Annotated in this window: 11 protein-coding genes and 1 pseudogene; 5 read left to right on the forward strand and 7 right to left on the reverse strand. The window is 57.8% G+C overall.

What is annotated here, in order from left to right; genetic code table 11:
- Genes tssK through OKF39_RS14205 form a run of 3 tightly spaced genes read right to left on the reverse strand, consistent with a single transcriptional unit; the run spans position 1 to position 2,394 of the window.
- Positions 1–1,344 carry a type VI secretion system baseplate subunit TssK gene (gene tssK, locus OKF39_RS14195; protein ID WP_479983075.1) on the reverse strand — a complete coding sequence of 448 codons (1,344 nt, stop codon included), beginning with the start codon at positions 1,342–1,344 and terminating at the stop codon, positions 1–3.
- A gap of 28 nt (positions 1,345–1,372) precedes the next feature.
- A complete protein-coding gene (gene tssJ / locus OKF39_RS14200) occupies positions 1,373–1,876 on the reverse strand; it encodes a type VI secretion system lipoprotein TssJ (RefSeq protein ID WP_028013495.1) in 504 nt (167 codons plus the stop codon).
- 23 nt (positions 1,877–1,899) lie between these two features.
- Positions 1,900–2,394: a hypothetical protein gene (locus OKF39_RS14205; RefSeq protein WP_028013496.1), complete on the reverse strand. Its 495-nt coding sequence runs from the start codon at positions 2,392–2,394 to the stop codon at positions 1,900–1,902.
- 978 nt (positions 2,395–3,372) lie between these two features.
- Here OKF39_RS14205 and OKF39_RS14210 point away from each other — a divergent pair.
- Both OKF39_RS14210 and OKF39_RS14215 read left to right on the forward strand, forming a co-directional pair.
- Positions 3,373–5,661, forward strand: coding sequence for an FdhF/YdeP family oxidoreductase (locus tag OKF39_RS14210; protein WP_100170107.1), 2,289 nt, complete (start codon positions 3,373–3,375; stop codon positions 5,659–5,661).
- Positions 5,662–5,684: 23 nt separating this feature from the next.
- On the forward strand, positions 5,685–6,581 hold the full coding sequence (locus OKF39_RS14215) for a LysR family transcriptional regulator (RefSeq protein ID WP_479983811.1): 897 nt from the start codon (positions 5,685–5,687) through the stop codon (positions 6,579–6,581).
- Here the strand turns inward: OKF39_RS14215 and OKF39_RS14220 are convergent.
- Together OKF39_RS14220 and OKF39_RS14225 are read right to left on the reverse strand one after the other, a co-directional pair.
- Positions 6,560–7,318: a phosphate/phosphite/phosphonate ABC transporter substrate-binding protein gene (locus OKF39_RS14220; protein WP_479983076.1), complete on the reverse strand. Its 759-nt coding sequence runs from the start codon at positions 7,316–7,318 to the stop codon at positions 6,560–6,562. The genes OKF39_RS14215 and OKF39_RS14220 overlap by 22 nt on opposite strands.
- Positions 7,311–8,282 (reverse strand): fatty acid desaturase, encoded by a 972-nt coding sequence (locus OKF39_RS14225; RefSeq protein ID WP_479983077.1) that lies wholly within the window; start codon positions 8,280–8,282, stop codon positions 7,311–7,313. Before OKF39_RS14225 ends, OKF39_RS14220 begins: the two co-directional genes overlap by 8 nt.
- Before the next feature lie 148 nt (positions 8,283–8,430).
- Between OKF39_RS14225 and OKF39_RS14230 the strand changes: the two genes are divergently transcribed.
- Complete coding sequence (locus tag OKF39_RS14230) at positions 8,431–9,411, forward strand: GlxA family transcriptional regulator (RefSeq protein WP_479983078.1); 981 nt, start codon at positions 8,431–8,433, stop codon at positions 9,409–9,411.
- 78 nt (positions 9,412–9,489) lie between these two features.
- Positions 9,490–10,500 (forward strand): type I glyceraldehyde-3-phosphate dehydrogenase, encoded by a 1,011-nt coding sequence (gene gap / locus OKF39_RS14235; RefSeq protein ID WP_049138809.1) that lies wholly within the window; start codon positions 9,490–9,492, stop codon positions 10,498–10,500.
- Positions 10,501–10,541: 41 nt separating this feature from the next.
- On the opposite strand, the gene OKF39_RS14240 is transcribed toward gap, so the two are convergent.
- On the reverse strand, positions 10,542–11,729 hold the full coding sequence (locus tag OKF39_RS14240; protein WP_045260284.1) for an MFS transporter: 1,188 nt from the start codon (positions 11,727–11,729) through the stop codon (positions 10,542–10,544).
- Between the two features lie 115 nt (positions 11,730–11,844).
- Between OKF39_RS14240 and OKF39_RS14245 the strand changes: the two genes are divergently transcribed.
- On the forward strand, positions 11,845–12,801 hold the full coding sequence (locus OKF39_RS14245; RefSeq protein WP_028013503.1) for an AraC family transcriptional regulator: 957 nt from the start codon (positions 11,845–11,847) through the stop codon (positions 12,799–12,801).
- A gap of 14 nt (positions 12,802–12,815) precedes the next feature.
- Here the strand turns inward: OKF39_RS14245 and OKF39_RS14250 are convergent.
- Positions 12,816–13,493, reverse strand: a pseudogene (locus OKF39_RS14250) (carbohydrate porin).
- Positions 13,494–13,562 lie beyond the last annotated feature (69 nt).

The raw sequence follows: 13,562 nt of genomic DNA on the forward strand, positions 1-13,562 counted from the left end.
TTATTCTGTCGGGCTACGGATGGCCCAAAACTCCATATCCAGCCCCGGGAACTCCCCTGCAAGGTGCAGGGCGAATGCGCCGGACTTATCCATCTCGTGCCACAGCTCGCTGCCCTTCTCCAGCTCGAAGTAGCTGTAGCCGGCATGCCACGGGATCTGCGGCGGCGCGACCGGCATGGCGCGCAGCATAATGCCCGGCAGCTGCAGCTGAACCAGATCGCGAATTTTCGAGACCGGGGCAATTTTCATCTGCGCCGGGAAGTGGGTTTGCAGGTGTTCGCCCGGCACGTTGGCTTTCACCGCCAGCACGAAGCCAAATTCGCGCACCATGCTGGTTTCAGGAACAGTGGCGATGTTCAGGCCATGCGAGCGCTCGTTAAGCGGCAGCTGAATGGCGTGGTCTTCCATCACCAGCGACAGCCCCTGGCGCAGCATCAGCATCAGCTTGCTGAAGCAGTTCGCCAGATCGTCGTGATCGTAGATCGGCAGCACGCCCTCGGTGGTGCGCTGCGACGTCCAGGTCGTGAGCTCGGTGGCAAACGGCAGCCAGCTGCGCCAGAGCGTTTCCGGGTGCAGCAGCGGCAGCGTTTTTAAATGTGAAACCTCGCCCAGATGACGGTTCACGAGCGAAAGCAGCGTAAATTCAATCAGTTCAGAGGTGTTAAAGCGGCCAGGCTGACGCAGGCGGCCGCCAATCTGCTGGCTGCGCTGCACCAGCAAACCGTGCAGATCGTTGATCATGCTGTAGATCTGCGGGCTGTTATTGGCGTTCAGCATCGGCGGGATGTAGCTGTTATCCAGCCGCACGTGGTTGTCGTTGCGTTTTTCAGTCACAAACGCCACGCCGATGGATGTCCATTCTGCCGTGAGGTCTTTTTCCAGCATCAGCGTCAGGCGCAGGCGGCCAAACTGGACGGTGGCATCCCCCACCGACATGGCGTTATCGTCCTCCACCTCCTGCTCAAACGCGACGAAGCGGGCCAGCGAGGCGGGCTCTTCGCTGAAAATCACCTCTTCCCGCTCGCCACGACGAACCGGCAGCGCGAGCACCACCTTTTCGTTGGTGAGATTGTCAGGAATTTTTAGCGGCGCGGGACCATTGCGTCCGTTGCGGACCTGGAAAAAGGTGCCGTCCGGCAGTAACCCGCTGCAGTAGCTCAGGGCAATGCAGCCCTGGCGAAGCATCGCTTCGTCCAGTTCTACGTCGAGAAAGCCCCAGAGATAGGAACGCTGCAGCGCACCCCACTCACGAACATGGTTGAGCAGATAACTTTCAGTCCGCTGAAAATGGTGTGGACGCAGGAACATGCCTTCGGTCCAGACGACCTTTTCTGCTTTGGTCATGATGATGTGTTTCCTGTTGTGAAGCGCGTTACTGGCTGATGACCCGAATGCCGTTTACGTCGAGAAAAACGTTGGCCTGGAGTTCATCCGCGGACCATTTCCAGAACTGGTAGATATGATTTTCGCCTGGCACAGGCAGCGGGAGTGAAACGCGCCATTTTTTACCGTCCAGCTTCTGATATTCCGCCATCACGCCGATATAACGTGCCTCAGGATCGCTCTGACCGCTGAGGGTTTTGGACAGCTGTCCCGGCATCAGGAAGAAAACGTCGCTGTTCAGCAGATTCGCGCCAAGCGTTGCTGACGCGTTGTTCTGCAGGGAATAGAAGTCGCTGGACATGAAATCCGCATCGGATTTCAACAACAGCACCCGGACTTTAAGTGGCGCAGAATCATTGATTTGTGGATGAGCCTGAAACTGCAGATTGTAGCGGGAAGGGTCGCTGTGTGAAGACGACGTACAACCACTGACAAGGGCGAAAATCGCCGCGTAAAAGACTAACCACAGCCGATGAAACTTTTTATTATTCATAAAAATACGCCCACGAAAGCCGTTTAGTTCAGGATCCAGGTACCGTTAGCGCTGTCTTTGCAGGCTTTGCTGTTGCCATCCACATCGACGCAGGTCGCTTTTTTACGCACCTTAGGACGAATGGCCTGTTTTCGGACGGTGGCTTCGTACTGGTCGGCTTTGATAACGGCACGCATCGGGACGTAGCCAATCAGCTGGTCGTTCCCCTCATCGGCGAGCGCCATCCAGTAGTGTTCAACCTGCCCCAGCACTACATAGGTTTTTCCGGTTTCCAGCGTACGGATAACCTTTCCGCCAAAATCAGGACGGCTCATCAGGGAGGCCGGGTACATGGCACGATAAGGCTCGTTGAGTTGGGTGAATTCCGTTGGCGGCACCACGGCATGACGGTGGGTCAGGGTGACACCGTTGACCTGGCTGGTCACGATCGTGTCGTCGGTGATTGCCGGTTTCTGTGGCGCTTTACAGCCCGCCACCGCCATTACAAACAGAAGTGAAAACAGTACGCGCATTTTCATATGCTTTTCCGTAGCGATATTTTGATGATGGAGATAAGGGGATGAAATTTGACTTAGGTGCTATTGTTAAAATAGTCAGGATAATTTCGGGGTGTTACTAATTTAAAGGCATAGCTACCGCACGAGCCCTTCAGAATAAGGCCCAGCGTCTTCCTGACATATTTTGACAAACGGTAAACAAGTTTACATGAGCTTTGCTTCAATTCAATATTTACCGCAGCGTAAGTGGTGGTAATTGAAGCAGACAAAACATTATAGGATTAATCTGATAAAAAAACCCGACATGGCCTGGATCTACTTATTTCAACACCTTCTAATGATATAACACACTGTTATTAAAGCATAAAATTCAAAAGAGAACGGATTTCATTAACGCAATAATGCTATTATCGCCACTACCATAATTAGTAGAAATGTCGTTTTGGTGATATCAGAAGAAGATATCGACGATGAATTATTTGTTGCACTAACAGGGTATGTTTAATATTGCCGCATCACCTGACGACACCATCGCTATTTAACTTATTGACTGCGCCTTTAATTTCACGACTCAAAATAACTTATATTTCATGTTGTGATAATAACCCTGTAAGTGATTATACATTTCCATTAATCATTAAGCCTGAGTAAACCTTCTCGTCACTATTTCGAATACCGATGTTGCTACAGCGCCTGTCAGCCGCCACGTTTCCACTTTAGAGCGACCATCTCTTTCATTCGAAATTTTACCTGCGCTACATGCTTTCTCTCTCGATGCTATCTATCCTGCCTACCGAATGATAGATACAATTTATTATTAAAATGATAAAATTTCGTTATAATTTCTTTAAATAGTTGCATGTCAACATTTTTAACTCATTGTTATAAAGATAATTACAGGCAAGAGCCGTAACTCGACCGCGTGGATTTCCATCTCCGCCTGTCATTGCTTTTGCTTATTACCCAGCCGTTGCGCGACCAAACACGTCAGGAGTCAGTATGAACACGAAAAGACGCTCAGTTCCCGGTATCAGACACTACGATGGTCCTGCCGGCGGCTGGGGCGCGTTGAAGGCGACGGCCATTGCAGTACGTACCCAAATGGATACCCTGGACGCTCCCGCGACGCTGCTGCGTACCAACCAGCCGGACGGTTTTGACTGCCCCGGCTGCGCGTGGCCCGATAAAGAGCACAAGTCGACATTCCAGTTCTGCGAGAACGGCGCGAAAGCGGTAACCTGGGAAGCGACCAGTAAGCGCGTGACGCCCGATTTTCTGGCGGAAAACAGCGTCTCCTCGCTACTGGCTAAATCAGACTTTGAGCTGGAAGGTTATGGTCGTCTGACGCATCCCCTGCGCTATGACCGGGCCAGCGATACCTTCCGGCCCGTCGACTGGGACGAGGCGTTTCAACGCATCGGGGAAATATTGCGCGGGCTCGAACCGGACCAGGTCGAGTTCTATACTTCCGGGCGCGCCTCCAACGAAGCGGCGTATCTGTTCCAGCTGTTCGCCCGCGAGTACGGCACCAATAATTTCCCGGACTGCTCGAATATGTGTCACGAGGCCACCAGCGTCGGCTTGCCGCGCTCCATCGGAATTGGGAAAGGCACTGTCTCGCTGGACGATTTCGACAAGACTGAGCTGGTGATCTCCATCGGTCACAACCCCGGCACCAACCATCCGCGAATGATGGGTACCCTGCACGAGCTGGCGCGTCGCAATGTGCCGATTATCGTTTTCAACCCGCTGCGCGAGCGCGCCCTCGAACGTTTTGCCGACCCGCAAAGCGTGATTGAAATGGCAACCTATGGCTCTACGGACATCGCCTCGACCTACTTCCAGGTGAAGGCCGGGGGCGATGCCGCCGCGCTGAAAGGCATTGCTAAACACCTTCTGGAGATGGAGGCCGAACGCGGTGACGTGCTTGACCGCGCGTTTATTGCAGAACACACCCGGGGTATTGAAGATTTTGCCGCCGATATCGCGCAGACCCGCTGGGACGACATTGAGCGCGAGTCGGGGCTCAGCCAGGCGGCGCTCAAAAAGGTGGCCGAGGCCTATGCCAAATCAAACGCCACCATTATTACTTACGGAATGGGGATTACCCAGCACAATAAAGGCACGGCGAACGTCCGCCTGATTGCTGACCTGCTGCTTCTGCGCGGGAATATCGGCAAGCCCGGCGCGGGGATCTGCCCCCTGCGCGGCCACTCTAACGTTCAGGGGAACCGGACCGTCGGGATTAGCGAGAAGCCTGCCCCGGCCTTCCTGAACCGCCTGAAAGAGGTGTTTGGCTTTGAGCCCCCTTCCCGTCACGGACACGATGCGGTGCAGGCGACGCAGGCCATGATCGACGGTCGCGCAAAAGCGCTCATTTGCCTCGGAGGTAACTTTGCCGTCGCGATGCCCGACCACGAGAACGGTTTCCCGGCGATGGGTAACCTGGATCTGAGCGTGCACGTCGGGACCAAGCTGAACCGTACCCATCTGCTGGTGGGCAAAGAGACCTTTATTTTCCCGTGCCTCGGCCGCACGGAACTGGATATGCAGGCCACCGGCCGTCAGTCCATCACCGTCGAAGACTCTATGTCGATGGTGCATGCCTCCTCCGGCAAGCTGAAACCCGCCTCGCCGTTGCTCCGTTCGGAGCCTGCCATCGTCGCTGGCCTCGCAAAGGCTACCCTGCCGGAAACACGCGTGGACTGGCTGACGCTGGTCGAGGATTACGACCGCATCCGCGATTTGATCGAGCAGACCATTCCGGGCTTTGAGAACTACAATGCGCGGATCCGTGTTCCCGGCGGCTTCCGCATGCCGCTGCCTCCGACACAGCGTATCTGGCCGACCGCAACGGGCAAAGCGATGTTCTCGGTTTTCGACGGCGTACAGGAAAACGCCAGCGGTGAAGGCGAGCATGTGCTGCGCCTGATCACGCTGCGCAGCCACGACCAGTACAACACCACCATTTACGCCCTGGACGATCGCTACCGTGGCGTATTTGGCCGCCGCGACGTGCTGTTTATGAACGAAGAAGATATGGCGCAGTCAGGGCTGGAACACGGCGATCGCGTGGATATCGAAACCGCCCTCCCCGGCAGCGCGCAGCGGCTGGAAGATATTACGGTGGTGGCGTACAACATCGCCCCGGGCTCCGTCGGCGCGTATTACCCGGAGGCCAACGTGCTGGTGCCGCTCGATTATCTCGATAAGGACAGTGGTACGCCGTCGTATAAATCGGTTCCGGTTCGCATTACCCTGCGCTCGAAAGAGATCCGCATGCTGTAAGGCTTTACGCGCAGAGAAGAGTGATGGACATAAAACAGTTAAAATATTTACTCGCGCTCGACGAGACCCGCCACTTTGGTAAAGCGGCATTGCGGTGCAATATCACCCAGCCGACCCTCTCCATGCGCATCCGCAGCCTGGAAGAGGAGCTGGGGCTGGTGCTGATCGTGCGCGGGCAGCGTTTTGAAGGGTTTACGCCGGAGGGAGAGCGCATCCTCGCATGGGCGCGCGCGCTTCTTGCCGCGCACGACGGATTGCAGGCGGAAGCCGCGCTGTGCAAAGGCCAGGTGGTGGGAGAATTACGTCTGGGGATGGTGCCGCTGGCGAGCGTGGATCCGATGATCTTTATCCGCCTGCTGACGCAAAAGTACCCGGAGCTGACCTACAGCCTCTATTCTATGTCTTCGGCGCAGATTGCCGACGGCGTCAGCCGCAATCAGCTTGAGCTGGGGATTTGCTACCTGAACAGCATCGATACCAGCCTGTTTGACATTATTCAGCTTCCCAAAACGAAGATGGGCCTGCTCCACGATACCCGTCATTTCCAGCTTACCCCGGAGACGCTGACCTGGCACGACCTGACGGATTTTCCGCTGGGGTTCCTGACCAAAGGGATGCACTACCGGGCGCATATGGAGGCCAGCTTTAAAGCTGCTGGCATCGAACCGGCGGCCGTTTTTGAGAGCGACTCCACGTTCCAGATCATTCAGGCGGTTCAGAGCGGCGTATGCTGCGCCGTGATGCCTCTGAATAACGGGCTGGAAGCCCTGAACAGCACTTTCAGGATTGTCCCCATCGCCGACGCGAACATTGAGGCTCCCATCGGCCTGATTATGCGCAGGCAGAAACCCGTCTCTTCGCTGGCGCTGCGCTGCTTTACCGACGCGCAGGCGATTTATCACGCGGACAAGGAGGCGTAAGCCTGGCGCGTCACCACGCTGAAACCGCCGATCAGCACTGCGGCGCAGACCTCCCGGTAATCCGGCGCACTCACCAGCTCGCGCAGCGCATCGCGAATGGCGCTGAGCGTTTCGGGGGACGTGCGTCGCGACGTGATTAATGGCAGCCCTGGCGTCAGCGGCGTTCGATCGAACGCCGCCAGACCCGCAAGCCGTTCCGGCTCATGACGCTCCAGCAGCGCCCAGGTCACGCAGTCGATGGCGGCGATATCGCTCTTCCCGCGCTGCACGTCAATCAGCGACTGACGGTGGCTGCCGCTGAAGGACGTTTGTGAGAAAAATGGCCCGTCAACAATCAGGGGAGCCACCTTTTTTCGCAGCGCGTTATAGCCGGACTGCGAGTCTTCCGAATTACAAACCGCCCGACGTCCGCGAAAATCCGCCAGCGTGAGATGCCTTTCCTCCGCGCGCGCTACCAGAAAACTGCGGTACTGGCTCCCTTCGCAGCCCGCGGCGGTGTAGTGAAAACAGCCCACCACCTGTACCTCCGGGAGCTGCGTCACCAGCGGGTAGCCGCATGTCTGGCTGAGGATAAGCTCAGGCTGCTGCCAGTGGGCCAGCAGGTCAGACTCCGGCCAGCCGGGAGCACGATCGACGGGCACGCCACGCGCGGCCAGCAGATGCTGCACCGCCAGCCAGAGCGCGCGGGTATCGCCGCGATCCACGGCGTACATGGGAAACGCCAGCAGGTTACTCATACCTCTCCTCCTGTTGTTTTCCGGGATGGACGGTGACCTCCACTGGCCGGGTCCAGAACTGGCGTAGCCATTCACCGTAGCCCCGGACCACAAAGCCGTGGTTACGCTGCCGGTACGCCTCCCGGTTTTGCCGGTAGATCGTCGGCAACCCGTACCAGGGAACGCCCGGTAAATCGTGGTGAATAGAATGGTAGTTGAGATTCAAAAACAGCACCCGCCAGACTAGCCCGGCCTCGTTAATGACCGAGCGCGCGAGCGGATCGTCCGCCGCCCGATGTTCGTAGAACGAGCGGACCTTGGTCAGCGCCAGCGCCGGATAGCTCACCGCCAGCACAAACCAGACGGGTGAAAAGCCGTGATGCACCATCCACGCGAAAAGTGCCCCCAGCAGCAGAGCATGAACCAGCCACATCGCCATCGCCCGCAGGTGAAAATCACGAAACGCCGCCCCGGCGCTGCCCAGCGCCTGAAGGATATCCAGCAGCGGCGCCAGAACCAGCCGCCCGACGAAAGTATTCCGGGCCCGGATCGCGCGCTTCTGCCACGGGGAAAAGCGCGCCCAGCTCGCCTCGGTAAAATAATACGACTCCGGGTCATCCACCGGATCGGTCAGGCTATCGTGACGGTGATGGGCCAGATGGGAATCCCGGTACAGGCCATACGGATACCAGACCGCCAGCGGGAGCGTGCCGAACAGCTGGTTAAGCCGGGCAAAACGGGTGGGATGCCCGTGGATCAGCTCATGCTGCAGGGACATGTACCAGGCGGTAAACCAGATAAGCAGCAGCGTGGCGGGAAGCAGGCCTAGCGTTTGCCAGAACGTTAGCGTGGAAAACCAGCCGGTATAGATAGTGACGATCAGCAGCCACGTAGGGAGTTCACTTCGCCACAGAACCCCAGATGCAAGTCGGTGGATGTGATTGCGCTGCTGCGGATGTAAATAGAGGGAGCTTCGTTTACTCATTCCTTCAGACGCCGTTTCGCCAGAGACAATGCTCTGACGATCGGGGATAACGCCTGAAATGACAAAGAACTTAAATCGCTTTGCTTTGCCGGAAACGCAGGGTCACACCCGGCTTGACTTATTCTGTGGTAAATGTACTTTTCAGGACATGAAGAAAATATTAATTATCGTACCTGACGGCGGCATGCTATTTGAGGCCGCCGGTATCGCCGACATTCTGATGCAGGCCAACCGGCTGCATCCGGAAGGGCTTACCCAGCCCCGCTACCGTATCATCATTGCCACCACGCAGCCCCACCAGGTGATCCACGGCCAGTCTGGCCTGAACCTGCTGGCGGACTATCGTCTGCCGGAGCTGGATCCGCGCGAACCGCTGGACACCATTATCATCACCGGACGCGGGATCAACGAGCAGGAGAGCACGGCGGTGGTGGACTGGCTGCACCTCGCTGCCCCGCACGCCCGGCGGGTCGCCTCCATTTGCGGGGGCGCGATGCTGCTTGCCCAGTCCGGCTTGCTGGACGGCCGCCGCGCAACCACCCACTGGCGGCTGCTGGAGACGATGCAAGCCCAGTACCCGGCTATCCATGTCGAAGGCGGCCCGCTGTATATTCAGGATGGCCCCATCTGGACCTCCGGCGGCGTGAGTTCCGGGTTCGATCTGACCCTCGCGCTGGTGGAAGACGACTACGGATTTACCCTCGCCCGCGACGTGGCGCAGGATATGGTGATGTATCTGCGTCGCCCCGGCGGACAGCTACAGTTCAGCCGCTACAGCCTGCAGCAGCCTGGCGCATCGGGGCCTATCAGCGAACTGCAAACCTGGATCCTGCAGAACCTCACCGCCGACCTGTGTGTGGAAAATTTGGCCGAAAAGGTGGCGATGAGCCCGCGCAATTTCACCCGGGTTTTTACCCGCGACGCGGGCGTCTCGCCTGCCCGTTACGTGACGGAAGCGCGCCTGGCCGCCGCCCGACAGCTGCTTGAGCAGACCCATGATCCCCTTGAGCGGGTTGCCGAGCAAAGCGGGTTTGGCACCAGCATTAACCTGCGCCGCGTGTTTGAGAAACAGCTCCACCTCACGCCAGGCGAGTACCGCCAGCGCTTCCACTGCCGCAAGATGGCGTAATCTGATCCTTTTTTGTCGTTTACGCCAACCGGCCCCGCGCCTACAGTGACTCCAGACAACAGAGATAAGGAGTGCACCATGGTTAAGGTCGGTATTAACGGTTTCGGCCGTATCGGACGTAATTTCCTGCGCGCGGCGCTGGGTAACCCGGATCTTCAGATTGTGGCCATTAACGATCTGACGGACAGTAAAACCCTCGCCCACCTGCTGAAACATGATTCCCTTCTGGGCAAACTGCCCGCGCCCGTTGAAGCGGCTGACGGCGCGCTGCAGGTGGACGGTCAGCGGATTGTGGTGTTTAGCGAACGCGACCCGGCAAATATTCCGTGGCGCGATGTTGGTGTTGACGTGGTAATTGAGGCCACCGGCTTCTTTACCGATCGGGAAAAAGCGGCGGTGCACGTCACGCAGGGTGGCGCAAAGCGCGTCATCATCTCCGCGCCCGGCAAGAATGACGATCTGACGGTTGTGATGGGAGTGAACCACGATCGCTACGACCCGGCTCAGCACGTGGTCGTCAGTAACGGGAGCTGTACCACTAACGGTCTGGCGCCGGCGGCTCAGGTGCTGCATCAGCAGTTCGGGATCGAGCATGGTCTGATGAACACGACGCACGCCTACACCAACAGCCAGGCGCTGCACGACCAGCCGGAAAAAGATTTGCGCGGCGCGCGCGCGGCGGCGCTGTCGATTGTGCCTTACTCCAGTGGCGCGGCGAAAGCGCTGGGCAAAGTGATCCCCTCCCTGGACGGCAAGCTGACCGGGTACTCCCTGCGCGTGCCGGTGCCGGTGGTGTCGATTGTGGATTTAACGGTAACGCTCAGCCGTAGCGTAACCGCCGAAGAGGTGAATGAGGCGTTCCGCAACGCGGCCGCCAGCGGGCCTCTGAAAGGGATCCTGGGCTATAGCGATGAACCGCTGGTCTCCAGCGACTACCAGGGCGACCCGCGCTCCTCCATTATCGACGGGCTTTCCACGCTGGTGATTGGCGGGAACATGGTGAAGATCCTGGCGTGGTATGACAACGAGTGGGGCTTCTCTAACCGCCTGGTGGATCTGGCGGTGCTAATGGATAAGAAAGGGCTGTAAGCCTGGAGCCGGGTGGCGCGAACGCTCACCCGGCAAAAAAATCATTCCGCTTTCACTTTCACGCCCATCAACACAATCACCATCGCCGTCACCAGCAGGAACCCGCTTCCGGCGAATACGCCGCTGGCACCGTTAAGGTCAAATACCGCCCCGCCCCCGGCCGCACCGGCGCTTATCGCCAGCTGGATTGAGGCCACCAGCAGCCCCCCTGCACTTTCGGCTTCATCCGGAACGGTGGTGGCAAGCCAGGTTGACCAGCCCACCGGAACCAGACCAAACGCAAAGCCCCACAGCGCCACCAGGAAACCGTCCAGCATTGCCAGATGGCCAAACGCCACCATCGTCAGCGCCAGTATGCCCATGGCGAACGGCACCAGCGCCAGCGTCAGGCGTAGATTACGTGCCAGCAGATGTCCGGCAACGGAAGTACCGACAAAGTTCGCCAGCCCAAAGCCCAGCAGGATCAGTGAAATGGTCTCAACGTTCGCCTGCCCCACCGTTTCCAGGAACGGGCGCAGGTAGGTAAAGAAGGCGAAATGGCCGCTGAAGATCAGAATAGTGGCCAGCATGCCGCCGATCATGCCCGGTCGACGCAGCACGCGGAACAGCGTGCTGAGGCTACCGCTGCTCTCGGGCTTCATGGACGGCAGCACCCAGATCTGCCAGAGCAGCGCCAGTACGCTCGGCAGTATGCAGAGCACAAAGACGTTGCGCCAGCCGATCAGGCTACCCAGATAGCTCCCCAGCGGGGCAGCAACCACGGTGGCAATCGACACGCTGGAGAAGATCACCGCCAGCGCCTTCGGTACTTTATCCGTCGGAACCAGGCGCATCGTGGTGGCCGTCGACATCGCCCAGAAGCCACCGATGGCGACCCCTAACAGCAGACGCCCCATCAGCAGGACGTGCAGCGTAGGCGCAAATGCCACCAGCAGGCTGGAGATGATTTGCAGCACGGAGAAAAACATCAGTACCCAGCGACGGTCGATACTTTTGGTCGCCGGCGTAATCAGAAGCCCAGTGACAAGCGCCACCAGCGCGGTGGCGGTGACGGCCTGCCCGGCCATGCCCTCGCTGACGCCCAGACTCGCGGCCATCGGCGTCAGCAAACTGGCTGGCAGGAACTCAGCCGTTATCAACCCAAACACGCCCAGCCCCAGTGAATAGACGGCCCGCCAGGCGGGTCTGGCAGGCGCCACGGCCTCTCTCGCCACGACACATGAATTCATCTGTTGTTCTCCCGTTATAAAAATGTGACAACTGTCGCAAAAGCATAGAGGGTTCACCGTGGACGATCTATGACATATAATCTCCACTTATTGATTATTCGTCCGGAGTTGCGCCATGACCGTTCAGTCCCCCGATTTGATCAGCGAACTCTTACGCGGCATGCGCCTGTCGGGCGTGAAATACCGACGGATTGAAGCCAGCGCGCCGTTTGGCGTGGCGTTCCACCAGGCGCCCGGTAAGGCGCAGTTCCATTTTGTGAGCCACGGTAGCGCCCTGCTGCGTATGGAGAGCGGTGCGACCTTCGAACTGAGCGGCGGCGACGCGCTGTTTATTCCTGGCGGGAATGCCCACGCCCTGCTCTCTGACGCGCAGGCAGCCATTACCCCGGTGAACGCTTTTCCGAGCGAACCTATCTGCGGCTCGGTGTGCGCCATTACCTGCGAGCCCTGTCCGGAGAGCGAGAACACCATCATCTTTAGCGGGTGTATGGATTTTGAGCTCGGCGGGATGCAGCCGCTGATCAAAGCAATGCCGGAAGTGATGATGGTCAGCCGGCTGATGTCCACCTGGCCGGAAATTCATCCGCTACTGGCGGCGATGGAGCGAGAATCCATGACCCGTCAGGCCGGGTTCGCCGGGATCCTTGCCCGGCTGGCTGATGTGGTGGCGGCGTTAATTGTGCGCGGCTGGGTTGAGGGCGGCTGCGGTAAAGCCACCGGCTGGGTGCAGGTTTTACGCGACCCGCGCCTGAGCCGGGCCATTTACGCCATGCACCAGCAGCCTGGCCTGAACTGGAGCGTGGCGGATCTGGCGAAAGAAGCGGGCACCTCACGCTCCGTGTTTGCCGAACGGTTTCTGGCCGCGACGGGGACGACCCCGGCAAAGTATCTCAGCGAACTGAGAATGCGGCTGGCGATTCAGTACATTCGTCACGAAAATCAGCCGATTGAAACGGTCGCCCTGCGGCTGGGTTACGGATCGCTGGCGGCGTTTAGCCGGGCCTTTAAGCGCATCATTGGCCATGCGCCGGGCACGCTGCGGGAAGCCGGCCAGGCCCCGGAAGAGGTCTGACCGGCAGGCTGGCATCAGAAAGAGTATTTAAAGCGCACGCGGCCACCGTAGCGATCGTCGTTTTTCTTATCGCCCGCTTTCGGCGAAGCGTTGACCCAGGACGCATACGCGCCCAGATAGATGTTGAAGTTTTTCATCTTCATGACGTTCGGGATCAGATCGTATGGATGGTATGAATATCGTACTCGCCCTTCGCGTCCAGGTAAGCGGTGTTGAGGTTCATGACCACGCCGTTCTCCGGATCGGTTTTAAGCCCGTCCCAGGTCATAGTAAACCCGTAGCCGTCGCTGTAGAGATCGTCCGACTTTAATTTCCCAGTCGTTCACAGAACCGAAGAAGAATACCGCATCATCGAGATACATTTTCCCGCCGAGAGGCTGAACGGAAAATCCGGCAAAATTGCCGTTATCCCTTTTTCGATAACCATCAAAACCTCATAAATTACGCCCGTTAATATCCCAGCGTTATTTATATCCCGGTGCCCGGTCGCTATTAGCGCTTTGCTTAATGGAGGTCAGACTGCCTGTTTTACTGGCGGCATCTATATTAAACTCCACGTCACCATAAAATTTAATATCGCCAAACCCTGAAAGCGTCAGCTTTGGCGGTTCGGCTTTGCTCACCGGCTCTTCGGACTGCACAACAACGGCGGGTGCTGCCAGCTGCTGTCTAAGCGCCGGAATAAAATGCACTTATCAGTATTACCGTTTTTTTTAATTTCATAAAATCCATCCTGATTATAAAAGTGAATACGCAAATAG

The sequence above is a fragment of the Enterobacter cloacae complex sp. HYC042_NIDB genome (assembly GCF_056673315.1).